Genomic DNA, 26,061 nt, shown 5'->3' with positions numbered 1-26,061 from the left:
TTTGGTCGGAGACACCGAGAAAGCAAATCTGGTCGCCAGTCACGGTATGGAACCTGCCATCGGCACCTTCGAAGACCGCCCCGCGCTGGACGCTGCCTTATGGAGCAAAAGGTCAGCAAAGTGTCTATGCCACTTGGTTACGATCTCGCCGGAAATACCAATCGTTTGATTGCCAAGGACGATGATCCTGCACTTGCTGCCACGGCGGCGATGCGGCAACAGGCGGACATTATCAAAGGTATCGCGACGCTGCGCGCTTTCTTGGAATCTCAGTCCCCCAACTTAGCCATGGTTGTCGCGACAGGAAATGAAGGCAGTCGCCCGGGTTTTGTGTTGGACGCAGGATTGCCTGCCGCTGAGTTATTCTCGTTTGGTGCCGCGGGGTTAGTGGGTAATAATTGGGATGTCGCCCCGTTCTCGAATGGCCGGGCTCAGGTGGCAGCGTCAGGCGTAGTTGTTCTTTCTGCTGAAGTTGGTGGCGGTTGGACGGCTATGAGTGGCACCAGTGTGGCAACGCCACACGTCGCCGGTTCAGCCGCTTTGTGGACCCAGAAGCTGCGCGAAGATGGTTCAATCCTCGTTCCTGGTACCGTTAGCAGTCAAATCGTCGTTGGTTGCCTCTGACGCAGACTCTATTGGTGTTGGGTTAGTTCAAGCCCCTCAGAACTGACATAATTGGGATGGCTGAATCGGAACTCTTCTCTTGATGATGCCTCATCTAGCTCTCAAACGACCCGGTCAATACTCAGCAGATACGCAATGCGCGCTTACTGAGCTTCACTGCGTCTCGTGCTTGTCGCAGCATCCGGTGATTTGGGTTCAGTATCGCCGTTCTCCGCGGTGGCCATGATCGGCTGCTCACAGCCCAATCCAGACCTTGGCGACGAAGCTTTGCGCCCCCTGAAATTCGGACAAGTTGACCAAAAAATGAGTTCAACTGAGATGCTCAATGCAATTGCCACAGCCGCACAAGATAGATGCACCAGCGTTTGTTCGTGTTCGACAGATTGCTCATCCTGAGCTATGCGGTTGGAAGTTCATGCCTGACGCGGAACCAGTTCAGAACGCGTAAACAAGTTGGCAGTGCCGACAGTATCGTCACGGTTACCGACTGTCTTGCGAAGTTGGTCTTTTCTCGGGTTTCGGGAGTTTTAATCCGCGTTCAGGTTTTCCATTATAACCCGACACACGTGATTTTAATTCTGGTAAGTAGGTTGCAAGATTGCGGCCAGGACACGCAGTAGCTGCAAACGAACCGTGATGATCAATGGCGTCGGGTTCCAAATCGTATTCATCGAGAAGTAGTTGAATTAGTTCGACAAGGGCGTCTAACTGAGATGTCGATGGCACTTCGTTCTCGAAGTTTCCTTCCACCGCAATTCCGATATGGCCCGTTGGATCGTAGTTGGTGTTTGTATCCCCGGCAAAGGCAACCGGCCGACCCTCAGCGACGACGCCATTCGCATCGATGTAAAAGTGGTAAGGCACATCGGCCCAAGGTTTTTTTTGCCTTCCGTCTGCCAACAAACCTTCGCTTTGCGAGAACGCCTGCAAGGATCTCAGTTTCTGATCGAGCGGGACACTTGGCCGCCGCTTTGTCGCACTATGATGAATGGTAATTCGCATTGGATTGTGGCGCTTCATCTGACCAGCGGGGTCCTTCGCACGCCAGTCAGACCTGGACACGATCTCCAGAGCCTTGACAGCTCGCGCAGACAGGAATGCAACACAAGAGAGCAAAAACGATACACAGAAATTACGACGCGGAGAATGCAATGTTGTTTCCTCCATTCCCTTAGTTCATCAGGCGAACACTTTCGGTCCCAGCATTACGGACCGCTATAGGCTCCAGCCTGCTTAAAATACGCATCACTCACCAGACGTTGAGCTTGCTTTCTAATCTCTTGAGCTTCACTACGGCTGCCTGCGCCGATTACGACCGAATACAGACCGTTGGTCAGGTTCGAGTACAAATCCGTATCAATGATGATAGCCTCACCGGGGAAAAACTGCTCTGCCCGGTTTTTGAGCTTTCGCGCATCGCTCAGACCGCTGTGAGGGAACGAGCCGAGAAAAACAAACCACTCCGAGCGTGCGCCTGCAGGTGCGGGCGCAGGTTCAGGCTCTGGCGTCGGTGGGGGATCGTCGGTGGGGGTGATTGTTTTGATATCCCAGGGATGGGCCCAGGCCTGAAATGCGCGGGCGATGAACCCGATTGACGTTGCCCTAGTAACACCACCGGCGTCCTCAATTATGATCCCTGCCACACCCTCAGCCGTCGTGAGCGGTGCACCAGATGTACCTACCTGAACATTCAGTCCATCGATCAGGATTTGATCGTCCAGATCGACACTGTTTACAATCCCTGACTGGAACGGAACGTACCATTCTCCTGCCCTGCCAATGAACCAAACCTTTGTTCCTCGCTGAATCGGCGCGGCCGGGCTGATCAGTAAGTCTGGCGAGATGGTCACACCTACTGGTAGTTCCGTCCGCAGCACCGCAATGTCGCGCTTTGCGTCAGCCGTCCCGATCAGCGTTGCGGGGAATTGCTCACCCCGACGGTGAAACCAAGTGACCTCGACCGATTTCGCGACTTCGCCTGGTCCCCTACCTCGAACAACGTGGTTAGCCGTGACGATGTACGCGCCTGTTGAATTGTGACCTACGACAAAGCCAAACCCGTCTTGTTGCAGACCGGACTCCCATGTGGTTTTGACTTTCACCACGAGACTTCTGAAGTCACGGGCGAAAGATTCACCAGAGAATTGCTGCGCTTTCGCTTCGTTGTCCCCAAAGACAAAAACAAACGCGCAAAAAGCACTGACCAACAATGACAGAACAGGTCTTAGCATCGTCTTCCCCTCCTCATCCGAATACGGTTCTGCGAATACTCCAGGCAAAGCCCCAAACGATCCCAAGGGCACTCCACAAAAACGTCATTCTGTTATTGTAAAAGATATACTCCAATACGGTCGGCCGGAGGTCGATGGGCTCTCCAGCCTGAACCATCCTGATGACTTTTGCCTTGCCCTCGAAGGTGATCATCAATCGCTCGTCCAACGAGATGCTGACCAGTCGTGCTTCGGTGGCCTCGCGTATTTCAATGTGATCACCGCGGTGGAGGACGACTTCTTTTCGCGCTTGTGGAAACGACAGATGACCAGAGACTATCGTGGACTCAAACTCGAAATTTCCGGGGCTAGACGAAATTTTCCGCGCAAAAGACAGTTCCGAAATTTGAACGTTATCAATTCCGCTTCTACTTCCACCCTCAATGCGAATGTGAACAGGCACAGCCAAACTTGGTTCAGCGGCAAACGTAACAATCTCAGGGATGTCAGGAATGCTGGAAATTGGCCCGTCCAACTGAGGGTCTGCCGCAACATAGCTTGAACCAACGTCCACACTTGTCGCGCTGTTCATAGTCAGTTGCCCGCTCACAGCAGCAGCCTCTGCGAATAGATCAGTTGAGACAGTGTCAGTGTCTATTGTAACGCGACCGCCCTCACCAACCATGAGTGCCTCAAACGTTAGCTGCCCACCTTTCAGTCCAATGCTCTCTGGTTGCTCTTCCAAATCCCCTGCAGAAATTGCGGTCGGAAGCTCGACGCTTTCGAACCCAACCAAGCGCAGACGGTCGATTTCACCGATCGAGGCGTTCCATGACCAGTCACTTGAGACCTCGAATTTGGTACTTTCACTTTCCACAAACAGTTTGAGGCGACTAACAGGCATTCGAATAACTTGCCCAAGACCGACGATAGTAACGCAAAGAATGCCAATCACGACGGCTAATAAACGCTCGCGCCCGGGTCCTTCTGTGTCAGAAGCCAACAATCGATCATATTCGCGTATTCGTCTCAACTCGGCCGCTATATTCGCATCTGGGTTTGACAAAACAGCGGCTGTAGCTGCGCTTAACTCGGCTTCCCGTTGTTGGACGATCCGGCGTCGTTCCGAGGCTTTCATTGGTTGACCCGCAGAACGTTGAACTGAATTCTTGCCCATTTGTCGCTGTTTTCTCTCTTTGCCGCGACATCTATACGAATTTCGGACGGTGGCCCGTTGGGAAGGCTAACAAAGACAGTTTTGCCAGAACTGACGGGACTATCGATGACGCTTAGCCACTCTGTCTCAACGCCACCTTCGTTCCTACGCCAGTAGATTTCCTCTGCATTCATTGACACACGAAACATGAGCGTGATCACGTCGGACGTCGTGTTATGCGAATCGCTGGCAACGATCTGAACAGGAACGAAAGTTTTTTCTCCCCCAGTTTCGACCCATCCGTAAAGACCGAGGTTTCTCGGTTTCAAACCCGCTGCTTTTACAACGTCCCCGATTGGCCAGTGCAATCGCGAGCTGCCATCAAGGACCCCATCCATCTGGTAATAGGTCTTGAGTGGAAGAGCGACGGCGCGAACCCTTATCTGCCTATTCATGTGTGGCGGTAAGCTCGCCGTTTCCGGTCCAACGATCTGTACTGTATCGGTTGAAAAATCAAAGGACCGATTTAACATCACTCCGACGAGTTCGAGGCCGATAGCACGTACGGTAGATTCATATAGTCCTTCACAGCGCGTATTGGCTTCTCGAACTTTATAACCCAGCGCGTTGGATACAGGCCTAAGATCGCTGCAAGGGCCTGCAGCGTTCTGAGCACCCGACAATGTCGCAACAAATAGAATTGGTGCAAGACTAGAACAAAACGATATAAACTTGGTATATGTCAAAACATGAATCTCCGTATACCAATAGCTTAGTATACTCGAAATCGCCCCAAATCGCTATAAGTGTAAATTGTTGACCCAAAGGTGCTGCCAGACAAATTCCAAGCAGTCTCAGCGGGACCAGTCGAGCAGCCCATTAGGCTCAGCACCCTTTTATTTCTGGCGTACTGCGTGATTCACCGTGCCCAAAACAAGCGGTGAACATGTCTGACCTTTTCTGGCTGAGTGACGAGCAAACTGTTCGTCTGGCCCCCTTCTTTCCGAAGTCCCGTGGCAAACCTCGGGCGGATGACCGGCGTGTCCTGAGTGGGATTATCTTCATCAATCGCCGTGGCTTACAATGGCGCGATGCGCCCATGGAATACGATCCGCGCAAGACGCTCTGCAATCGTTGGAAACGGTAGAGAGGCAAAGGCATTTTCGCCGAGATGCTGGACCGCTGGTCGTGGTGAAGAGAAGACGGTCATGATCGAAGCAGCATATCTCAAAGCCCAAAGGTTTTCCTGTCCGCATTCGCGCTGGCGGCCCTTGTCATTTACTGGTTATGAGTCCCGACCCTAAGACGTTATCGCAATGGTAGCTAATACTGGCACTTAAAAGAACGAGAACCGTCAGAACCAATTTCTGATTTTTCTATGAGCCTGACAACGCGCTGGGAATTCTCGGCGCCAATCACACCGAAAGCGAGTAGGACATAGATCGTATAGTTTCAGCCCATCGTTGAAAATGGTGCTTCTTGTTGCTTGGCCTATGGTTTTGTACGTTACGTGAGGACAATCGCGCCATTGAGTACGGTGTGCGCGCTCAGGGAAAGTTTCGTTGTTTTGCGTCGATTTTTGGCGTCATGTGGTTTGGCGAAGGCCGAATTCCAACAGGCTACCGGCTGCGACCTTCTGGTTCAGAGTGGTGTCGGACGGGTGGTGCAACCACTCAAGCGGCGACGTTTTCAGTAAAGCGCCGTCAGCATGGTCGCCCACTTTAACGTCACCGTTCCCTGCGGATCCAACCGGACTTCGTTGTATTGCGAACAATTTTCTTTCGATTTTCTGGTGGTTCAAAATGGCACCCCACAACGGCACGATACCCCGAAACTGGCGCGCGCTATGCAACAAGTGGGGTACATTCCACGTGTGTTCGGCCATGCTCACGGCAGGTTGGGTTGAGCATGTTACACACGAAAACACACCAATGTTCCTTCACTTGACCCGTAAGATGCTAAATCAACGCATATGAAATGCCGATCCGACCTTTGCGCAGACAATTGTGCGTGCCGGAGTAGATAAGAACGGGTGATGCCAAATCAAGCAAGACCCTTATTTCAAACGTCTAGAATCCTGCTGCGAACCCAAAACTGATCGCAACACTTAGCGTTGAGCAGAAGCTTTATCCATAGGACTGGCTTATGACGTTGAAGGTATAATCGATTTTTCTTGAAGATAATATCTGTCAAACTGTCGGCACTAATCTGAATGACAACGCCGCATGAGAATGGCGAACCCTTTAAAAATTTCCGACAGAGGACAACAATGAAACACACAACATCACTTCTTACCGCTCTGGCCATCGGCACACTGACCGCGACAGTAGCGGCATCAGAAACGGAATTGACAGTTTACACTGCCGTTGAGGCAGAAGATCTGGCCCGGTATGCTGAGACATTCAACGAAAGCAATCCTGATATCAAGATCAACTGGGTTCGTGACTCGACCGGCATCATCACCGCAAAGCTGCTGGCTGAGCGGGATAACCCGCAAGCGGACGTTGTCTGGGGGCTAGCGGCCACGTCACTGCTGTTACTGAAATCTGAAGGCATGCTGGAGCCCTACGCTCCGGTCGGGGTCGATAGCCTGGATCTAAAATTTGTTGACAATGACAACCCGCCGGCTTGGGTAGGCATGGATGCCTGGGTTGCATCCGTCTGCTACAACACGGTCGAGGCTGAAAAGGCCGGGCTGACACCTCCGACATCTTGGAAGGATCTCACCGATCCAATGTACAAGGATCAGGTCATCATGCCGAATCCAAATTCATCAGGCACTGGTTTCCTTGATGTTTCGAGCTGGCTGCAGATGTTTGGTGAAGACGGCGGCTGGGAATACATGGATGCGCTGCACGAAAACATCGCGCGATATACCCATTCGGGTTCGAAGCCCTGCAAACTGGCGGCTGCTGGCGAAATCCCGATCGGTATCTCGTTTGCCTTCCGCGGTGCTAAATCAAAGGCGGACGGCGCCCCGCTTGAAATCATTGTTCCGTCTGAAGGCGTAGGCTGGGACATGGAGGCAACCGCAATTGTTGCCGGTACGGCAAATCTGGAAGCCGCTCAGAAACTGGTTGATTTCTCGGTCACCAAAGAAGCCAACGAGATGTACAACAGCGGTTATGCGGTTGTGGCCTATCCCGGCGTCGCAAAACCGGTCGAACACTTCCCAGAGGGCCTTCTGGATGCAATGATTGACAATGATTTTGAGTTTGCCGCCAACAATCGCGCGGCAATCCTGAAGGAATGGCAGTCTCGCTATGACGGAAAGTCGGAAGCGAAGTAATCCTATTGGCAGGAGGGGCGTTTGCACTCCTCCTGCGCACCACAGTCTTGTTCCCCCAAATACAACCTACTCACCCGGTTCAGACCGGCCAGGTAAGGCCGTGCCCGAGGTGCAGATATGAGGGCCTCTCCCGTGCTTCAGAAAACGCCACCCGGTGAACTGTATCTCAGTATCCAAAATTTGTGGAAAGCCTTCGGCAGCTTTCTCGCACTCAAGGACATATCGCTGGAAATCAACGAAGGTGAGTTTGTCTGCTTTCTGGGTCCGTCGGGTTGCGGAAAAACTACTCTGCTGCGGGCCATTGCAGGCTTGGACCTGCAAACCAAAGGCACGGTCATGCAGGATGGCAAGGACGTGTCCAACCTGCCCCCGTCCGAACGTGATTTCGGGATTGTGTTTCAGTCCTATGCGCTGTTTCCCAACCTCACAATTGAAAAGAACATCGCCTTTGGTCTGGAAAACTCGGGTCGCAGCAAGTCTGAAATTGCGATCCGTGTAAACGAATTGTTGCATCTGGTCGGACTTCCCGATCAGGGAAAGAAATACCCGGCGCAGCTGTCGGGCGGGCAACAGCAAAGGATTGCACTTGCGCGCGCGATCGCGTCTAAGCCCGGCTTGTTGCTGCTGGACGAACCCCTGTCGGCGCTGGATGCCAAGGTGCGCGTCCATTTGCGGCACGAAATCAAGGAATTGCAGCGCAAGCTGGGCGTGACCACCGTGATGGTGACCCATGATCAGGAAGAGGCGCTGGCCATGGCTGATCGCATCGTGGTCATGAATCACGGGGTTATTGAGCAGGTAGGTCCTCCCACAGAAATCTACAGGGAACCGTCCAACCTGTTTGTGGCTGATTTTATTGGTGAAATGAACCAGGTTCAGTCTCAAGTGACAAAGGGCGGGCGGCTGAGCGTGGGCGAAAAAACTTTTGCCTGCCTAGGCCATCAATTCAACGACGGAACGCCGGTTGTGGCGGCAATCAGGCCAGAAGATGTGATACCCCATGAAGCTGGGTATCTGGATACAGGTGGCAACCGAAACTGCATCGAAGTCACACTTGATGAGATGGAGTTTCTGGGCTCATTCTGGCGCTGCCGTCTAAGCAACGAGCGGTTCGGATCATCGGAACTGATTGCCGATTTCTCGATCAATGCTGTGCGTCGTCTTGAACTGGAAGAGGGACGCAGTATGGTGATTGAGCTTCCTGAAAACCGCCTGATGGCCTTTGATGTTCCGGAGACCGAGGCATGAGCTCGATCTTTACCAACAGCGATACCATGCCACCTGGCGCCAACATCAAGCCCAAGCTCAGCCGCGATGACATCCTCATGCGCGGCAGCATGATGGTCATCGTTCTTTATCTGATCGTGACCCTGGCGTTGCCGCTTTACACAATGCTGTCCAAGTCATTTTCCACCTATCGGGTGGAATTGTCGCAATACGAATTCCAGGTCAGCGATGAGGCGGGCGTTTATGACGGGACGATCCTGTCTGGAGATGCTCTGAACCGTCAGACCGAGACGTTTGCAGACACCGATCTTGTGACTGGCTCGGACGGGCGTTTGCCGGTGACGGGTCTGTTTCCGGATTTCAGCTTCCGCAGCCCGGTCATGTACCAGATCCGTAATGCAAGCGACACCGGACGCTTTCTGGTCGGATCAAAGCTACATGACGGCACTGACTGGGTCGAGCTTGATTCCAACACCTTCCGCCGGGTTCAGTTGCGGCCAGTTCAATCGCGGGGTCTGGATAACTTTGTAAACTACTTCTCGACACCTGCGCTTTTCAATTCGATCAAAAACTCGCTTTGGATTTCCATTGTCAGCACTATTGTGACGGTGACGCTGGCCTTTTGGTTCGCCTATGCGCTCAATCGCAGTTGTATGCGGTTCAAGGGCGTCTTTCGCCTGATCGCGATGGCGCCGATTTTGGTCCCTTCACTGTTACCAGGTATTGCGTTGGTATACCTGTTCGGCAATCAGGGCATGATCAAGGAATTGCTGTTTGGCGCAAGTATATACGGCCCAATCGGCATCGTGATCGGATCAGTCTTTTTCACCTTCCCACACGCCTTCCTGATTATTTCAACAGCGCTGGCAATCTCGGATGCGCGGCTTTATGAGGCTGCGGCAAGTCTGCGGTCAACACCATGGCGCACGTTCTGGACGGTCACGGTTCCGGGTGCCCGCTATGGCCTGATTTCAGCCGCCTTCGTGGTGTTCAATCTGGTAATTACCGATTTTGGCCTGCCCAAAGTCATCGGCGGGCAGTTCAACGTGCTTGCGGTGGATATCTACAAACAGGTGATCGGCCAGCAAAACTTTGAGATGGGCGCTGTTGTATCCGTGGTTCTGGTGATCCCGGCAATCCTCGCCTTTGCCATCGACCGCATGGTCCAGTCCAAACAAGTGGCACTGTTGTCGGCGCGGTCAGTGCCGTATCAAGCAACCCCTAACCCGAAAGCTGACCGCCTATTCCTCGTCTATTGCAGCCTTATTGGGGTATTCATCGTCGGCCTTCTGGCCGTGTGCCAGTTCGCGGCGCTGATCAAATTCTGGCCCTACGATTTAAGCCTTAGCCTGCGAAACTATCAGTTCGACAAGATGGATGGCGGCGGATGGGGATCATATTTCAATTCGATCCGGTTAGCCCTGCTGACCGCAATGATCGGAACCACTGTTGTGTTCTTCGGCGCTTACCTCGTGGAAAAATCGAAAGGGTTCCGCACTGGCAGGTCGGTCTTTCAGATGTTCGCGATGCTGCCAATGGCAATTCCGGGAATGGTGCTGGGGCTGTCCTACATCTTCTTCTTCAACAACCCCTCGAACCCGCTGAACGGCATCTACGGCACTATGGCGATATTGGTGATCTGTACGGTGACGCACTTTTACACAGTTTCGCACCTGACGGCGGTGACCGCACTCAAACAAATGGACCGCGAATTTGAGTCCGTCTCGGCCTCGCTAAAACAGCCGACGATGAAACTTTTTGCGCGGGTTACGGTGCCTGTATGTCTGCCTGCGGTTCTGGACATATCCATTTACCTGTTCGTGAACGCAATGACGACAGTATCGGCTGTGGTATTCCTCTACTCGCCCAAGACCACGCTTGCGTCCATCGCGGTGTTGAACATGGATGATGCCGGGGACATCGCACCGGCTGCGGCGATGGGGATGATGATCTTTTATACAAATGCTCTCGCCCGGATCATTCACCTGACAGCGTCCAAGGGAATTCTGAAACGCACCCAGGCCTGGCGCAGTCGCTAGCTGCCATTCTTGGTACCCTGCCCCGCCAATCAGGCGTTGGCGGGGTTTTCTTCCAAGGTACGCTGCGCAAACTCTGTGAAGGCGCGGATGATCTTCACTTCTCGCCTCTGCGACAGCGATATGATGCTCTCACCCATCTGCAGGTTGATGCCTTTAAGCTTGATCTGTCGGAGGCGGTCATCATGACCGTACTCCGCCTGCGAGACGAAGCCTATACCTGCGCCCGAGGCCACAAGTTCCCGTATCGCCTCACGTCCTTCTGCCACAATCGCCGGTTTCAACGTAATCCCGTGTTTTTTAGCCTCGTCTTCCAGTTTCTGGCGCGTTTTCGAACCTGTTTCACGGAAAATAAGCGGCAGATTTGACAGCTCTTCCAGGGACAGAGTGGGTTTCGACGCCAAAAGAACACCCTGTGCGGCAAAGGCCACGATCTCGGTGGAACCAAGGCTCAAGACATCCAAATCCTTGCCTGGAGACAGGCTGCCCACTACGCCAATTTCCGCGTTGTAAGCCCTGAGTTCTTCCAGAATCTCCTCACTATTCCCCGAGCGCACGCTGATCGTGACATTCGGATTTTTCTTCTGAAAGGGACCCAGAAACGCGGTCAGGTGGTGCGCTGAGTCGGCGATGATTCGTAACTCTCCATCGATCAAAGCCTTGGTCTCAGAAAGGTAATCTTCGATCTGACTTTCGATCTCGAAGTATTGCTTCGTAAATCGATAAAGCTGCTCACCGTCGGGGGTTAGGGTTACACGTTTGCGTTCGCGCTGGAACAACAACAGATCGTGGTCCAGCTCCAACTTGCGCACCTGCTCCGAAATTGCCGGCTGCGTCAGAAAAAGAGCCTCTGCCGCACGCGAAAACCCACCATGCTTGGCTACAAAATGAAAGGCTTTGAGCTGGCTGTGTCGCATAGCGGTCCTCCAATGCCAGCTCATAGGCTGTGCTTATAATAAGATTGATATTTGCAATTTCACATATAGAAACGTTTGCTGCAATTGTGTTCTTAAAAATACCTTTCTGGAGCCTGGTTATGACGCCTTCCAACCCCAAAATCGAACAACCGCGCCTCGGTGAACCTTACCTTCTGACGCCCGGTCCATTGACGACGTCCTATGCCGTGAAGGCAGCTATGTTAAAGGATTGGGGCAGTTGGGATGATGACTTTCGCGCCATGACGCGCGAGGTCCGGTCCAGTCTGCTGGCGTTGCTTGGCAAGGGCGCTGATGACTTCGACTGCGTCCCAATGCAGGGCAGTGGTTCGTTTTCAGTCGAAGCGATGCTTGCATCATTCATTCCGCGCGATGGTAAGGCGCTGGTACTAGCAAATGGTGCCTACGGTCAACGCTCCGCGAAGACCCTGGAGTATCTGAACCGCGCACATGTGGTTTTGGACAAGGGCGATTATCTGCCGCCCCGCGGCGACGAAGTTGCCCGCATTCTTGCCAAGGATTCCGATATCACGCACGTGGTTGCGATACACTGTGAAACCAGTTCGGGCATTCTGAATCCCGTCGAAGAGATTTCCGAGGCCACCTATGCCGCCGGGCGCAAGCTTCTGGTTGATTCGATGTCTGCTTTCGGTGCGATCGAGTTGAAACCAAGCGAGATCAGGTATGAGGCAATGGTGTCCTCGGCCAACAAATGTATCGAAGGCGTGCCCGGATTTGGTTTCATAGTTGCCCGAAAATCCGAGCTTGAGGCCGCTGAGGGCAACAGCCATTCGTTGAGCCTGGACGTGCATGCGCAATGGGCACATATGAACAAGACCGGTCAGTGGCGGTTCACCCCTCCCACCCATGTAGTTGCGGCGTTCATCGAGGCACTTAGGGCGCATACCGCCGAAGGGGGCGTTCCTGGCCGCGGCGAGCGATATACCCGCAACCGTGATGTCATGGTCGCGGGAATGCGCGAGTTGGGCTTTGAGACCTTACTCGACAGTCGCTGGCTCAGCCCAATCATCGTCACTTTTTTCTGTCCGGCGGACGAAAACTTCGTGTTCGATCAATTTTATAACCTTATGAAATCAAAGGGTTTCATCATTTATCCGGGAAAACTGACGGTCGTTGACAGCTTCCGAGTCGGATGTATTGGCCAAATGAATGAAGAGGTCATGCGCAAAGTTGTGACAGCTGCAAAAGAATCATTGGAGGAGATGGGTGTGAAAAACGCCGCACCGCCCCTCCGGGCATTGGAAGAACGCGCCAAACTGGCCGCATAACTATCAAGGAACGTATCGAGATGACTATCCAAACCCCTGTCGTAGCCAACGAGCGCGTCTATCCGACGCCGAAAGTGCCCGCAATCGCGATCTGCCTGGATGGGTGCGAACCAGAATATCTGGAAGTCGCAATAGCCAAGGGGCTGATGCCCAATCTCAAGAGGATGAGAGAAGAAGGCACGGACCGGCTGGCTCATTCCGTGATCCCGTCCTTTACCAATCCGAATAATCTGTCAATCGCGACCGGGCGCCCTCCCATCGTGCATGGTATTTGCGGCAACTACTTGATTGACCCAGACAGCGGAGAAGAGGTGATGATGAATGACGTGCGTTTTCTGCGCGCGCCGACCATTTTCTCGCAATTCTACGATGCAGGGTTCCGCATTGCCATGGTCACCGCCAAGGACAAACTCCGCGCCTTGCTTGGTGCGGGGTTGAAATTCGACGAAGGTCGGGCCGTCGCCTTTTCTTCGGAACGCTCGGGCGAGACGACGATGGCCGAGCACGGTATTGACAATGCAAGCAAATGGCTGGGCATGTGCGTGCCCGAGGTCTATTCGGCCGAACTGTCTGAGTTTGTCTTTGCTGCGGGCGTCAAGCTGTTGAAAGAGTTCAAGCCCGACGTGATGTATTTGTCGACTACCGACTATATTCAGCACAAATTCGCGCCCGAACAGCAAGGCGCGCTGGATTTCTACGCGATGTTCGATCGCTATCTGGGCGAACTGGACGCGCTGGGTGCAGCTATCGTGGTGACCGCCGATCACGGCATGAAGCCAAAACACTTGCCTGACGGATCACCCGCCGTTGTCTATGCACAGGATCTGATGGACGAATGGCTGGGCAAGGACGCCGCGCGGGTCATCCTGCCCATTACCGATCCTTACGTCGTGCATCACGGCGCTTTGGGATCTTTCGCGACTGCCTATCTTCCCGAAGGCGCAGATCAGGATGACATCATTGCCAAACTCAGGGCGACCGAGGGTATAACCCACGTGCTGACCAAGGCCGAAGCCATCGAGCAGTTCGAGCTGCCGGGCGACCGGATTGGCGACATCGTGATGGTTTCGGGCGAGAACATCTGCATTGGCACGTCCGAGCACCGTCATGATCTGGCGGCCCTTAAGGAACCACTTCGCAGCCATGGCGGTTTGACCGAACAAGAGGTTCCGTTCATCGTGAACCGCGTCATCGACCTTCCGAACCAACCGGTTTTGCGCAACTTCGACGCCTTTTTCTACGCAACCACAGCGGCGGCACAGTAAGTCATGAAAGATCAGACCATGTCGAACATCGAAACACGAAACGAAGGGATGCGGATCGGCGGTGAGATTGTCTTTACCGACGAAACGGTTCCGGTACTCTACCCCTACACCAACGAGGTGGTGGGTCATGTCCCGGCCGGCACCGCCGAGCACGCGCGCAAAGCCTTCGAGATTGCGGCAAACTACAAGCCGAAACTCACCCGGTATGAACGCAGCCAGATTCTGCAGCGCGCGGGGGAACTGATCGGCGAAAAGCGTGAATATCTGGCCAAATGGCTGACGCTTGAACTGGGCATCTGCCACCAGCATGCGATCTACGAAACCAAGCGGGCGCAGGATGTGTATCAATTCGCGGCAGCGGAGGCGCTGAAAGATGATGGTGAGATTTTTTCGTGCGACCTGACCCATAATGGCAAGGCCCGCAAAATCTTCACCACGCGTGAGCCGGTGAAGGCGATCAGTGCGATCACGCCATTCAACCATCCCCTGAATATGGTCAGCCACAAGATCGCGCCGTCGATTGCTACCAACAATTGCATGGTCTGCAAGCCGACGGAACTGACCCCGCTGACCTGTCTGACGCTGGCGGATATTCTGTATGAGGCGGGTTTACCGCCCGAGATGTTCCAGGTTGTCACCGGCTGGCCCGCTGACATCGGGGATGAGATGATCACTAACGAAAATATCGACATCATCACTTTCACCGGCGGCGTGCCTGTGGGCAAGATGATTGCCGAAAAAGGCGTCTACAAACGCCAGGCGCTGGAACTTGGTGGAAATGATCCTCTGATCGTCCTCAACGACCTCAGCGACGCTGATCTGGACAAAGCCGCCACGATTGCAGTTGCAGGTGCCACCGGCAATTCCGGCCAGCGTTGCACCGCGGTCAAGCGCATTTTGGTGCAGGAAAGCGTGGCGGACAAGTTCGTGCCGCTGGTGCTGGAGAAGGCCAAGAAGATCAAGTTCGGCGACCCGCAGGACCCTGAAACCGAACTGGGCTGTGTGATCCACGACAAGGCGGCAGAGCTGTTCGAGAAACGCGTCTACATGGCCGAGGAAGAAGGCGCGGAAATCCTCTATCACCCCGGTCGTCAGGGCGCGCTGCTGCCGCCCATCGTGGTCGACAAGGTTCCCCATGACAGCGAATTGGTGATGGAAGAGACCTTTGGCCCCATCGTCCCCATCGTGCGCGTGCCGGACGATGACGCAGAGGTGATGGCAATCTCGAACTCGACCGAATTTGGCCTGTCCTCGGGTGTATGTACCAATGATCTGAACCGGGCGATTGCCTACATCAACGGGCTCGACGTCGGCACCTGCAATATCTGGGAACAACCGGGGTACCGGATCGAAATGTCCCCCTTTGGCGGCATCAAGGACAGCGGCAACGGCGTTAAGGAAGGTGTCATCGAAGCGATGAAATTCTTCACAAACGTCAAAACATACTCCCTGCCATGGCCAGGCTGACACTCCTACCCTTTCCGTTCTCGGAAGGGGTCTCAAAATTTCTCCCTGGAACTTGCGGACCTTTCTGGGTCCGCATCTTTTCCAAAGCGACAGCGAGGAGCGGAAATGCCACAGATTGTCCACACCGAAGGGGAATCAAATACTTCGGAAGCCCGCAAAGCATGGCTGAAGATGTCCATTGGGCCCAAATCATCACCTTTGCTAAAGCGTGACGCGGATGTTTTTCTGCATCAATCCTTGTCCAGCCCCTGCGTCAGCACGATTGCCCAGGCAAAAGGCATCTGGATCGAGGACCTCGATGGCCGCCGATACATGGATTTCCATGGCAATTCGGTGCATCACATCGGTTATGGCCATCCTCGATTGGTGCAGGCGATCAAGGATCAGCTGGACGACCTGCCCTTTGCCCCACGCCGCTTCACCAATGACCCGGCGGTGGAACTGGCCGAAAAGCTGGTTGCCATTACCCCAGGTGATCTGGGCAAGGTGTTGTTCACCACTGGCGGCTCGGACGCCAATGAAGTGGCCCTGAAAATCGCCCGTGCCGCAACAGGCCGGTTCAAAACGCTCAGCTTCTGGGACGCATTCCATGGCGCAGGTTTTGGCGCGGCAAGCATTGGTGGAGAGGCCACGTTCCGCAGCCACATCGCAGGTCCACTATTGCCGGGAACCGAGCACGTGGCCCCATTCCACCCTACCCGTTGCCCCTATGGGCACACAACGCTTGAGGCCAGCGCCGAGGCCTGTGCCAACATGATCGACTATGTATTGGAACGCGAAGGCGACATCTGCGCCGTGGTGGCCGAAGCGATGCGTGCCGTCCCTATAGTGCCGCCTCCGGATTTCTGGAAACGAGTGCGCGAAATCTGCGACCGCCATGGCGCGTTGCTGATCCTGGACGAGATTCCGACCGGGCTGGGCAAGACCGGGCAGTTGTTCTCGTTCGAGCATGACGAGATCGTTCCCGACATTGTCACCATCGGAAAATCATTGGGCGGAGGTATCCTGCCCATCGCCGCCTGCATTGCACGCAAGAACCTGGATGTGTGCGGGGATTTTGCCATCGGGCATTACACTCACGAAAAGAACCCCGTTACCGCCCGCGCCGCCTTGACCACGCTGCAGATCATCGAGGATGAGGGATTGGTCGAACGCGCAGCAAAGTTGGGCAAACACGCAATGACCCGCCTTATTGACGCACTGCAGAATGTTCCCATCGTCGGAGATATCCGGGGCCGTGGCCTTATGTTCGGGATCGAGATCGTCGAAGACCGCACCACGAAGGCGCCGGGAAACGCCCGCGCGGAACGGATCTATTATGCCTGCCTTGAGGCGGGGCTAAGCTACAAGATCAGCCAGGGATGCGTACTGACCCTGTCGCCGCCGCTGATAATTTCCCAAGCGGAGTTGGACCGGGCGATCGACATCGTTGTTGCTGCAATCGAAGACGAGATTTGACCCGCTGAGCCACATCCGCCGCACATTGTAGGATTAAACGAAAAAGCGGCAGCCATACGGATCAGTGCCTAAATGAAAGCAGCACTAAAGAATCGACTGGAACGCCCGCGCGCTATGCCGTGTCGGAAGAAACACTATTTACAGGGTCTCGAATGAAAACTGCGATGACCTGAGCCGAGTTTGCAGACGGAGTGAAGTATGGCAATTGTCACCTTTCTGATCAGTCTGGCCGGGGCAATCATGCTGCTGCTTTATGCGGTGCGCATGGTGCGTACCGGGATCGAACGCAGCTATGGCGCGTCGTTCCAGCGGGTGATGACGCAGCAACGCAGTTACTTGCAAGCTTCGCTGGTGGGCGTGGTGATGGCAATGGTGCTGCAAAGCTCGGCTGCGGTAGCCCTGTTAAGCTCGGGATTTGCCGCAAGCGGAATGCTTAGCTTTCCGGTTGGGCTGGCCATTGTGCTGGGTGGCGATCTGGGCTCGGCTCTAATCATTCAGATCCTTTCGTTCAAACTGGACTGGCTTGTTCCGTTGCTGCTCGCCGTCGGCGGCTATCTGTTCGTCAAGACCGAAGCTAAAAAAGCCCGACAGCTGGGGCGTATCCTGATGGGTGTTGCCTTTATCTTGATCTCACTTAGGTTCCTGCGAGAGGCGATGGATCCTATCCGCGATAGCGCGTTTCTGCCTGCCGTGGCCGATTATCTGGCCCGGGACTATGTCACCGCCTTCCTCGTCGGCGGAGCATTGGCATTTGTGATGCACTCATCGGTAGCGGCCATTCTTATGTGCGTGACGCTTGTACAGATTGGCGCGATCCCGTTTGCCGCGGGCATGTCGCTAGTTTTTGGCGCGAATTTCGGTTCGGCTTTCATTCCGGTCTGGTTGACACGTGGGATGCCTGCGACGGCCAGGCGGATACCCTATGCCAATCTCGCGCTGCGGGGCAGTTGGGCTTTGATTACCCTGTTTGCTGCAAACCTGGCCTTACGCACCGGGTTTTTGGGCAACCCGCAAGGGGGCCAGATGCTCGTTAACACCCATCTTGCCTTCAATCTGTCACTTCTGGTTCTGGCTCTTCCGTTTTGTGGCCGTTTGCAGAAACTGTTAGAAACGCTCTTGCCAAATCAGAAGAAAGAACCGCGTGCTCAACCCACAAGACCGGTTAGTGCGTTGGACATGGAAAGTACCGCGATTCCCAGTCAGGCCATACCAAGCCTCAAACGAGAACTGCTGCGGATGAGCGATCTTGTCGAGACCATGTTCCGCCCCGTCCTTGAACTGTACCGCAGCGGAGACAAAGAACAGATCCGGTCTGTTCGGGCCATTGACGAAGACGTAAACCAGTGCCTGTCAGGTATTCGGACATTCGTTGCCGCAATGCCGGCGGAACTTTATGAAAAACAGGATGCAAAAACCGCGCGCGATCTTATGGAACTTGCGATCCGGCTTGAAACGGCGGGTGACGTTGTGGCAAAGCGCCTAACCGTGTTGGCAAGTGAACTACGTGCCAAGGGCTCGAGTTTCTCGCAGGAAGGCTGGTCGGAACTGGTTCAGATGCACGAGGGTATTCTGGCTAATATGAAGCTGGCATCGAACGTACTTATCTCAGACGATCTGGAAAGCGCGCGGCTTCTCAGCTTAGAGAAAACCGAAATAAAGCGGGTGGAGCGCGAGAGCCGGAAACGACATCTACGCCGGTTGCAACACGGGACAACGGAAAGCTTTGAGACCAGCGATATTCATCTGGAAACGTTACGAGCGTTTCGTGAATTCAACAGTCACATCGCGTCTGTTGCGTACCCAGTTCTGTACCGGAATGGCCAATTGCTTGAGACACGATTGATTAAGGAAATAGCTGATTAGCGCGGTAGCGTGTTTGCCATAATCGGTCCTCCGTTTCCTAAACATAGTGGTGGACCAGTTCAGTTGGATAGGCTCAGGTAACGCCTTGGGCAATGTTGAATAATCGCGACAGTTGACCGTCCCCGACAAGCCAAGTTTTTTCCGACCTGTTGGTTGTTCAAACTCGAAAATTGGTCAACACTTACTAACTTGCATCTTGCCGTGCGAACCAAAAAGAAATGCCACCAACGCCCGAAAAGGGCTCTTCGCCAACATTCTCAAATAAATGGGGACGATGGCGAATGAGATACCTGTTGCACGGCAGTCGCTACTTGCAACGATGAGAGGGCAGCCTCACGGAAGCTTGAGTTCATTCTTACGGAGGAAGCGTCGCATCTGCCTGTGAAGAAAACACTGACCATCCTCGGCATAGTGGCATTGACCAGATCAGCCGCCGGATTGGAAATATTTCTCTTTTCAAGCAGCTTTCCGAAAACAGTGTAGCAAAGCATGCTCCATTGAACTTTGGCAAACGTTTCGCCTATTTCGGGCGCCTTGGCATAGCATTACCACCTTTGGCGGCGGCCGCGCGAGCACGGTTTTTCTTGCTGCTTGGCTTACCTTTGGGTGGCGGCGGGCCTTTCGGGCGGCGGCTCGGTTTTTTGCCAGGGCCGCTGAGGTTGTCGCGTTTGGGCTTGGGTTCAGCTTTCACCTTGTCAGAAGGCTTGGGTTCCGTCTTTTTTCGCGCCTTCGCAGGCTTCGGTTCGGTAAGGCGAGGCTGTTTTTGCCAGGTCTTCTCCGGACCTCTTTTGCCTTTTGCGCCCCGTTTGGGGCCTGCCTTGGCAGAGCTTGAGAAATCGGGTGCCGTATCCAGCTGCACGATGTCTTTTGTGCCCTCGATCTTCATCTCGGGTCCGATCGCGTCCAACAACCCGGGAACGCTGCTTTCGCGAATTTCGACATAGGTCACATCGTCAGCAATACGGATCGCGCCGACATCAGATTTGGTAATGTTCCCCGCCTTGCAAATCATGGGGAGCAGATAACGCGGAGACGCATTGTCATTGCGCCCTTCCGACAGTGAGAACCAGACGCTCGGGCCAAAGGGCGCGTTTGGCTTTGGACTGGCGTCCTTGACGTCGCTCAACTCTTCTGGTGCGGAATGCTGCCGCTGGTATTGACGGACATAGGCCGCGGCGAGTTGTTCTGGCGAGAACCTTGCCACCAGTTCATCAACGGATGGGCGTTCGGTCTCAGTTATTTCCGTCAGCCAATCGTCCGAACCGAACATCCGCTGCAAGTCCTGCGCGTTGACCTCGTCGGCAGAAGGGGCAGCCCCCCATTCGGCCGTCAGTTTGGCGAATTTCAGCAGACGCTGAGCCTTTTTGAACGAAGCAGGGGGAACGATCAAAGCGCTGACCCCTTTGCGCCCGGCGCGCCCTGTTCGGCCCGAGCGGTGAAGAAGGGTTTCATGACTATTTGGCAGCTCGGCATGGACCACCAGATCCAGGTTTGGCAGGTCAATCCCGCGGGCGGCAACGTCGGTTGCCACACAGACGCGGGCACGCCCGTCACGCATGGCTTGCAGGGCGTTGGATCGTTCGCTTTGCGTCAACTCCCCGGACAGCGCCACGACAGAGAAACCGCGGTTCGACAGTCGGGCCGTCAGCCGGCTGACCATGGCGCGCGTGTTGCAAAACACGATGGCGTTTGGCGCTTCATAAAACCGCAACACGTTGATGATCGCGTTTTCACCATCACGAGGGGCCACGCACATCGCGCGGTATTCGATATCAGCGTGCTGCGTCCGTTCACTGACAGTGCTGACCCGCTCGGCATCGCGTTGATACCCGGCGGCAAGGCTGACAATGGCGCGGGGAACCGTGGCTGAGAACAACAGCGTTTGGCGGTCGGTCGGCGTTTGCTCGAGAATGAACTCCAGATCCTCGCGGAACCCGAGATCGAGCATTTCGTCGGCCTCGTCCAGAACCACCGCACGCACGGCGGTCAGATCGATTGAGTCGCGCATGATATGATCGCGCAACCGCCCCGGCGTTGCGACAACGATATGCGCCCCCCGGGCCAGCGCCCGGCGTTCATCCCGCATGTCCATGCCGCCAACGCATGAGGCAATGAAAGCTTCCGCATCGAAGTAAAGCCATCCCAATTCGCGTTTGACCTGCATGGCAAGCTCTCGCGTCGGCGCGATGACCAGTGCCAAAGGCGCATCCGCGGTATCGAAGATCTGCGCATCGCCCAGAATGGTCGGCGCAATGGCCAGACCGAACCCGATGGTTTTCCCCGATCCGGTCTGCGCCGATACCAACATGTCCCGGCCCTGCAGCTCTGGCGCAGTCACGGCCTCTTGGACAGGGGTCAGTGTGTCATATCCTTTGCGCTTCAGCGCATCTGCGAGAGTCTGTTTCATGGCTCGGCTTTCTTGGGTGATGCTGTCACCCTCAGAGCGTCCAACACACGGATCATAATCGAAGCGCAGCTCTTACCGAGAGAACAACCGGATGTATAGGGTGGAAAATGCGTGTCCGCGGCGCTTTCGGGTTAGAAACCCACGCGATGCGGCCTGTGGCAATAAGAAGCCGGAGTAGTCGATTTGTACCCGGCAACTCTGCTAGCTGGCTGTTTTATCTATAAGATCGCAATTCATCCGATCTTGTTCTTCTGTAAATGTGGGGTAATCCCAAAATGGGCGCGGTACACCCGCGCGAAATGGCCAGGGTTTTCGAAGCCGCAGGCAAATGCAACTTCCGTAACCGAGGCTTCTGTTTGCAATAGCAGCTTACGCGCTCGGTCTAGTCGCATCTCCATAAAGTACTTTTTGGGGGACGCATTGAGGTACTTTCCAAACAAACGTTCCAGCTGACGCGTCGATATCCCAATTTCCGTCGCTATCTTAGACGGCGAAACCGGTGCCTCGATCGACTTTTCCATAATCTGGATCGCTTTGGCCAAATGGGCGTTTCGCATTCCATTTCGAGACTGGATCGAAACACGCTGTTCTGCCGTGGCATTGCGAACGGCGTTATAGACCATCTGGTCAGACACTGCGACGGACAGATCATGGCCGTGATCCTTCTCAATCAGATATAGCATCAGGTCCGCGGTGGCCGTGCCGCCGGATGCAGTTATGAATTTGCTATCGACGGTAAACACACTGCGCACAAGATTGACCTCAGGAAAGGCCTCCATGAAGCTGTCGTGGTACTCCCAGTGAATAGCCGCATCAGTGCCGTCCAGAAAGCCTGCCTCTGCCAGTAGCCAGGCTCCGGAACACAACGCTCCGATCCGAGTGCCCCCGGCACGCTCGCGTCTAAGTGCGGCCAGCAGTGAACGCGACGCATGTGCCTGCATGTTTATGCCTGACAAAACGAACAAACGATCACATTTTGGAATACTTGTTAATCCGCCATCCACAACCGTTTTAGTGCCGTTCGAACAGGTGACGAATTCCCCGTCTTCGGACAAAATCGACCATTTGTACAGCTCTTCACCCTGCACAAGGTTTGCTATGCGAAGAGGTTCAATCGCACAGGAAAACGCCAGGTGCGAAAACTCTTCGATGAGCAGAAAAACAAAGTGCTGTGGATTGGACATGGTGGTCATCGGTTCAAAAGCAAACTGCGCGGAACGAACCGCGCAGTTTCGATAGCAGGGATATTCCCTGAGGTTAGTGCGCAGCGCCGCGGGCAGCCTTCAGCCAGCCGTCATACACAGCTTTGTTTGCCGCGATCCACTCATCAACATGGCGGTCGATGTCATCCGAGCTGTCTTCGCCGTCCGCGATCATCTTGTTCTGCGCCGAAATATCGTTGATGTCAATTTTGGCAACCTCGAACAGCTTCGCGGCTGCAGGGTTGGCCTCCAGGAAGTCATCGGTCGCCACAACACGGATGCTGTCGACGGCAAAACCTAGGTCCTTGCCATCAAAGGTGGTCTCGGCTTTCGCGCCATCTGGCAGTGAAGAATAAGGCACGGCCAGAAACTCGACGTTTTCGCCCGGGATCAGAACGCCCGACACCCAATATGGGGTCCAGGTATAATACAGCACGTTTTCGCCGCCTTCGTTGCGTGCAATCGTGTCGGCGATAATCGCGTTATACTCACCCTGGTTATGGTTAACCGTGTCTCGCAGCCCGAACTCGTCGAGTTGATGCTCAATCACGCGTTCACAACCCCAACCGGGAACACAGCCTGCCAGATCGGCCTTGCCGTCACCGTCGGCATCGAACAGCGCAGCTTTTTCGGGGTCGGCCAGATCGCCAAGGTTTTGCACACCAGCGTCGTAGGCGGATTTGTTGACCAGATAGCCCTGCAATGCGCCATCGATCAGGGTGCCAACCTTTTCAAGAACCTCATCGCCACCGGATTCCTTGAAAAACGTGTCATGCAGACCGTTCCAATGGACCGCGGTGAAATCCGCGTCGCCAGTTCCCAGGGCCAGGTGCAGCGTTTGCGCCTGAACCTCTTCCGGTTCCGCAACATCGTAGCCCAGATCAGTCAGAGCCTTGAACAGGATTCGGTGCTGGAATAGCTCTTCGGTGATCGGCTGAATGATCGGACGCACGGTGACGCCTTCGCCGGGCAGGTGACCGTCGGCAAAGGCAGCCGTGCTCAGGATGTTTGCGGCGGCAAAAGCAGCCAACGTGGACTTGATGACCATTTTTAGGATCCTCACTGTTGATTAGTGCGTTTTTTGTGGTTCAGGTGTTTCTTCGGGTTGTGGTTTTTTGATCAGGCGCATGACTGCGCCGACGGGGCCGCCTTCATACCAATGGCGATGGCCGCGCTCGCGACCCGACTGGCCCATGCCTTGCGTGATCCGGTCCAGAACAATGGCCAGAATCACGATCCCAAGACCACCAACCAGAGCCTTGCCGGCATCCAGCCTGCCCATGGCCCGCAGCACTTCGTTGCCAAGTCCTTTGACCGAAATCATCGAAGCGATCACAACCATTGACAGCGACAGCATGATGGTCTGGTTCACCCCTGCCAAAATGGTCGGGGTGGCCAAGGGCAACTCGACCTTGAACAGAACTTGTCGCGGATTGGCGCCAAAAGCCCGGGCGGCTTCAACCACCGACGGGTTCACGCCCCGGATGCCCAACGAGGTCAGACGGATCAGGGGCGGCAAGGCAAAGATGATTGTCACCACCACGCCCGAGACATTGCCGATGCCGATCAACATGACCACCGGTACCAGATACACAAAGGCCGGGATGGTTTGCATGGTGTCCAGAATGGGGCGAATGGCCGCTTCGAAACGGTCGTTCTTTCCGGCAAGAATGCCCAACGGAAGACCGATGAAGAAACACAGGATTACCGCTGACACGACGATTGCCAGCGTGGTCATTGCCAGACCCCACGCATTGGGTGACAAAAAGCCCAGCACGGTCATCGCGGTCGCAACAAGAATGGCCGTGCGCCGCCCTGCCGCCTGCCATGCGATCAGCGTGATGATAATCAGCATGATCAGCGGCGGAACCGCGTTCAAAGCCGTGTCGATGCTGACAATCATTTCGTTGAAAACGTTTTTGATGGGCTGAATGATACCCCTGTTGGCGATGGCCCAACCTTTGACGCCATCCGCGCTTTCGGCGATACCAAGATCCACTGACGAGAAGGGATCGAGTATACTGAATTCTTTCTCTGCCATGATGCCCTCTCAGTGCTTCATTGTTGCCGGGTCGTCGACATCACCCTGAATGCCACGCAGCAGGGCGTTCTTGGTGACGATCCCAACCGCTTTGCCGTCCGCCTTGACCACAACCGGGTGTTGGGTCGAAATGGACAGGTTGACTAGGTCGTCAAGGGAATGGTCCGGATGGGCTTCGGGCCAAGCCTCGGGATCAACTGGTCCGCGCCGTTGTTCGAACGCTTCCACCGGCTCCATGATCTTGCCAGCGGAAATCAGTTCGAGCTTCGAGATGCCGGCCACAAAGTCGGCCACATAATCGTCGACGGGATTGGTGACGATATCCTCGGGCGTACCGACCTGTACAAGCGCACCATCTTTCATGATGGCAATGCGGTCCCCGATGCGGATCGCTTCGTCCAGATCGTGGGTGATGAACAGCGTGGTCTTCTTCATCTCCGCGGACAGGGACATGAACTTGTCCTGCAACTGACGGCGGATCAGAGGGTCGAGGGCCGAGAACGGCTCGTCCATCAGCAGGATCGAGGGGTCGGCTGCAATCGCCCGGGCCAGACCTACGCGCTGCTGCATCCCGCCAGAGAGTTCATCAGGGTATTTTTGATCCCAGCCATTCAAGTCCACCGCGTCAATCGCGCGCATCGCGTTTTCGCGACGCTCTTTCAGGTCGTGGCCACGAACTTCCTGACTGAAGGAAACATTGTCCAGCACGGTGCGATGAGGCATCAGCGCCATGTTCTGGAACACCATGCCGATCTTCTCGGCTCTCACTTCTCGCAGATCCCGCGCGGACAGCTTGTTGACATCCTGTCCTTCAATGAACAATTGGCCCGATGTGGGTTCTATCAGCCGATTCACATGGCGAATCAGGGTCGATTTACCCGAGCCCGACAACCCCATGATGCAGAAGATTTCACCACGTCCGACGGTGAAACTCGCGTCCTGAACTCCGACGATGCAGTCAAAGCGATCGCGAACGTCCAGCTTTCCAAGCCCTTGTTCCTGAACGGATTTCATCGCCTCATCAGCGCGGCAACCAAAAATCTTCCACAAGTTGCGGCAATCGATCACGGCCTCTTCCGATTGTGTGGCCACCAGACTCTCCCCTTCAAGAACATTTCATGCATACAGCACAATTTTTTCTTGTACACAATGTGTATTTTGTTGTAGCACAATTTGCGCAATATGGTTGCTCAACTTGAATAACAGCGTCATCTTGACCTGACTGGTTCAGAAGCAACGATGGAGATTGGAATGAAGGATGCGTCCAAGCGCAAAAAGACGGAGCTTTTCGACTACCTGAAAACGGCCATCATGACGCTTGAGCTGCGCCCGGGCGCGGACTTGGACGAGTCGAAACTCTCAGAGGAGTTTGAGCTATCGCGCACACCATTACGCGAGGTTTTGCGTCAATTGGCGGGTCAGGGCTATGTCGATCTGCGAGAGAACCGGGGTGCGCGGGTCAGCGAGATGTCACATGTGACCTTACGGGATTTCTTTCTGGCGGCCCCGATGATGTATGGAGCTGTTTTGCAGTTGGCGGCGAAGAATGCGACGGGTGTGCAGGTTGGAGCGCTGAAGGCGGCGCAGGAGGC

Annotated in this window: 20 protein-coding genes and 1 pseudogene; 11 read left to right on the top strand and 10 right to left on the bottom strand. The window is 54.7% G+C overall.

Translation table 11 applies throughout. From position 1 onward, the window contains the following. Positions 1 to 99: 99 nt before the first annotated feature. The gene (locus ACR0IK_RS21200) at positions 100 to 624 is read left to right on the top strand and encodes a S8 family serine peptidase (RefSeq protein WP_480643142.1); all 525 of its coding nucleotides are present in this window, start codon (positions 100 to 102) and stop codon (positions 622 to 624) included. Between the two features lie 480 nt (positions 625 to 1,104). Here the strand turns inward: ACR0IK_RS21200 and ACR0IK_RS21195 are convergent, their stop codons facing one another. The 4 genes from ACR0IK_RS21195 to ACR0IK_RS21180 are packed head-to-tail and all read right to left on the bottom strand — an operon-like array spanning position 1,105 to position 4,736. After that, the gene (locus tag ACR0IK_RS21195; protein ID WP_480643140.1) at positions 1,105 to 1,791 is read right to left on the bottom strand and encodes a peptidoglycan recognition protein family protein; all 687 of its coding nucleotides are present in this window, start codon (positions 1,789 to 1,791) and stop codon (positions 1,105 to 1,107) included. 38 nt (positions 1,792 to 1,829) lie between these two features. Further along, positions 1,830 to 2,921 (bottom strand): S1 family peptidase, encoded by a 1,092-nt coding sequence (locus tag ACR0IK_RS21190; protein ID WP_480643139.1) that lies wholly within the window; start codon positions 2,919 to 2,921, stop codon positions 1,830 to 1,832. Next, positions 2,869 to 3,972, bottom strand: a complete 1,104-nt coding sequence (locus ACR0IK_RS21185) for a hypothetical protein (protein ID WP_480643137.1) — start codon at positions 3,970 to 3,972, stop codon at positions 2,869 to 2,871. The genes ACR0IK_RS21190 and ACR0IK_RS21185 overlap by 53 nt, the downstream gene beginning before the upstream one ends. Next, complete coding sequence (locus ACR0IK_RS21180) at positions 3,969 to 4,736, bottom strand: hypothetical protein (RefSeq protein WP_480643136.1); 768 nt, start codon at positions 4,734 to 4,736, stop codon at positions 3,969 to 3,971. Before ACR0IK_RS21180 ends, ACR0IK_RS21185 begins: the two co-directional genes overlap by 4 nt. Before the next feature lie 200 nt (positions 4,737 to 4,936). Between ACR0IK_RS21180 and ACR0IK_RS21175 the strand changes: the two are divergent. The 4 genes and pseudogenes from ACR0IK_RS21175 to ACR0IK_RS21160 form a co-directional block, all read left to right on the top strand. Further along, positions 4,937 to 5,231, top strand: a pseudogene (locus tag ACR0IK_RS21175) (transposase); the annotation flags it as partial. A 1,028-nt stretch (positions 5,232 to 6,259) separates the two neighbouring features. Further along, positions 6,260 to 7,279 carry a putative 2-aminoethylphosphonate ABC transporter substrate-binding protein gene (locus ACR0IK_RS21170; RefSeq protein WP_480643135.1) on the top strand — a complete coding sequence of 340 codons (1,020 nt, stop codon included), beginning with the start codon at positions 6,260 to 6,262 and terminating at the stop codon, positions 7,277 to 7,279. Between the two features lie 117 nt (positions 7,280 to 7,396). Further along, positions 7,397 to 8,527: a putative 2-aminoethylphosphonate ABC transporter ATP-binding protein gene (locus tag ACR0IK_RS21165; RefSeq protein ID WP_480643134.1), complete on the top strand. Its 1,131-nt coding sequence runs from the start codon at positions 7,397 to 7,399 to the stop codon at positions 8,525 to 8,527. Further along, positions 8,524 to 10,545 carry a putative 2-aminoethylphosphonate ABC transporter permease subunit gene (locus ACR0IK_RS21160; protein WP_480643133.1) on the top strand — a complete coding sequence of 674 codons (2,022 nt, stop codon included), beginning with the start codon at positions 8,524 to 8,526 and terminating at the stop codon, positions 10,543 to 10,545. The genes ACR0IK_RS21165 and ACR0IK_RS21160 overlap by 4 nt, the downstream gene beginning before the upstream one ends. 29 nt (positions 10,546 to 10,574) lie before the next feature. Here the strand turns inward: ACR0IK_RS21160 and ACR0IK_RS21155 are convergent, their stop codons facing one another. Next, complete coding sequence (locus tag ACR0IK_RS21155; RefSeq protein WP_480643131.1) at positions 10,575 to 11,459, bottom strand: LysR substrate-binding domain-containing protein; 885 nt, start codon at positions 11,457 to 11,459, stop codon at positions 10,575 to 10,577. Between the two features lie 119 nt (positions 11,460 to 11,578). Here ACR0IK_RS21155 and ACR0IK_RS21150 point away from each other — a divergent pair, with 119 nt between their 5' ends. The 5 genes from ACR0IK_RS21150 to ACR0IK_RS21130 all read left to right on the top strand — a co-directional run bounded on the left by ACR0IK_RS21150 (position 11,579) and on the right by ACR0IK_RS21130 (position 18,819). Beyond that, positions 11,579 to 12,766, top strand: coding sequence for a 2-aminoethylphosphonate--pyruvate transaminase (locus ACR0IK_RS21150; protein ID WP_480643130.1), 1,188 nt, complete (start codon positions 11,579 to 11,581; stop codon positions 12,764 to 12,766). Positions 12,767 to 12,786: 20 nt separating this feature from the next. Next, positions 12,787 to 14,031: a phosphonoacetate hydrolase gene (gene phnA / locus ACR0IK_RS21145; RefSeq protein ID WP_480643129.1), complete on the top strand. Its 1,245-nt coding sequence runs from the start codon at positions 12,787 to 12,789 to the stop codon at positions 14,029 to 14,031. Between the two features lie 3 nt (positions 14,032 to 14,034). After that, positions 14,035 to 15,498: a phosphonoacetaldehyde dehydrogenase gene (gene phnY, locus ACR0IK_RS21140; RefSeq protein ID WP_480643127.1), complete on the top strand. Its 1,464-nt coding sequence runs from the start codon at positions 14,035 to 14,037 to the stop codon at positions 15,496 to 15,498. A 105-nt stretch (positions 15,499 to 15,603) separates the two neighbouring features. Further along, positions 15,604 to 16,956 carry a (R)-1-hydroxy-2-aminoethylphosphonate ammonia-lyase gene (pbfA, locus tag ACR0IK_RS21135; protein WP_480643125.1) on the top strand — a complete coding sequence of 451 codons (1,353 nt, stop codon included), beginning with the start codon at positions 15,604 to 15,606 and terminating at the stop codon, positions 16,954 to 16,956. 198 nt (positions 16,957 to 17,154) lie between these two features. After that, positions 17,155 to 18,819 (top strand): Na/Pi cotransporter family protein, encoded by a 1,665-nt coding sequence (locus ACR0IK_RS21130; protein WP_480643124.1) that lies wholly within the window; start codon positions 17,155 to 17,157, stop codon positions 18,817 to 18,819. 520 nt (positions 18,820 to 19,339) lie between these two features. On the opposite strand, the gene ACR0IK_RS21125 is transcribed toward ACR0IK_RS21130, so the two are convergent. The 5 genes from ACR0IK_RS21125 to ACR0IK_RS21105 form a co-directional block, all read right to left on the bottom strand. Beyond that, on the bottom strand, positions 19,340 to 21,226 hold the full coding sequence (locus tag ACR0IK_RS21125; RefSeq protein WP_480643123.1) for a DEAD/DEAH box helicase: 1,887 nt from the start codon (positions 21,224 to 21,226) through the stop codon (positions 19,340 to 19,342). A 233-nt stretch (positions 21,227 to 21,459) separates the two neighbouring features. Further along, on the bottom strand, positions 21,460 to 22,410 hold the full coding sequence (locus ACR0IK_RS21120) for a GlxA family transcriptional regulator (RefSeq protein WP_480597125.1): 951 nt from the start codon (positions 22,408 to 22,410) through the stop codon (positions 21,460 to 21,462). A gap of 73 nt (positions 22,411 to 22,483) precedes the next feature. Then, complete coding sequence (gene proX, locus ACR0IK_RS21115) at positions 22,484 to 23,476, bottom strand: glycine betaine/L-proline ABC transporter substrate-binding protein ProX (protein WP_480643121.1); 993 nt, start codon at positions 23,474 to 23,476, stop codon at positions 22,484 to 22,486. A gap of 21 nt (positions 23,477 to 23,497) precedes the next feature. Beyond that, complete coding sequence (locus tag ACR0IK_RS21110) at positions 23,498 to 24,469, bottom strand: ABC transporter permease (RefSeq protein ID WP_480597129.1); 972 nt, start codon at positions 24,467 to 24,469, stop codon at positions 23,498 to 23,500. A gap of 9 nt (positions 24,470 to 24,478) precedes the next feature. Next, positions 24,479 to 25,561, bottom strand: a complete 1,083-nt coding sequence (locus ACR0IK_RS21105) for a quaternary amine ABC transporter ATP-binding protein (RefSeq protein ID WP_480597131.1) — start codon at positions 25,559 to 25,561, stop codon at positions 24,479 to 24,481. Positions 25,562 to 25,720: 159 nt separating this feature from the next. On the opposite strand from ACR0IK_RS21105, the gene ACR0IK_RS21100 reads away from it, so the two are divergent. Beyond that, the coding region (locus ACR0IK_RS21100; RefSeq protein ID WP_480643120.1) for a GntR family transcriptional regulator at positions 25,721 to 26,061 on the top strand (341 nt) is incomplete at its 3' end.

It is taken from the genome of Ruegeria sp. BF7, assembly GCF_056538605.1.
Note: the sequence above shows the minus strand (reverse complement) of the source record. Positions and strands in the feature narration are given on the sequence as shown.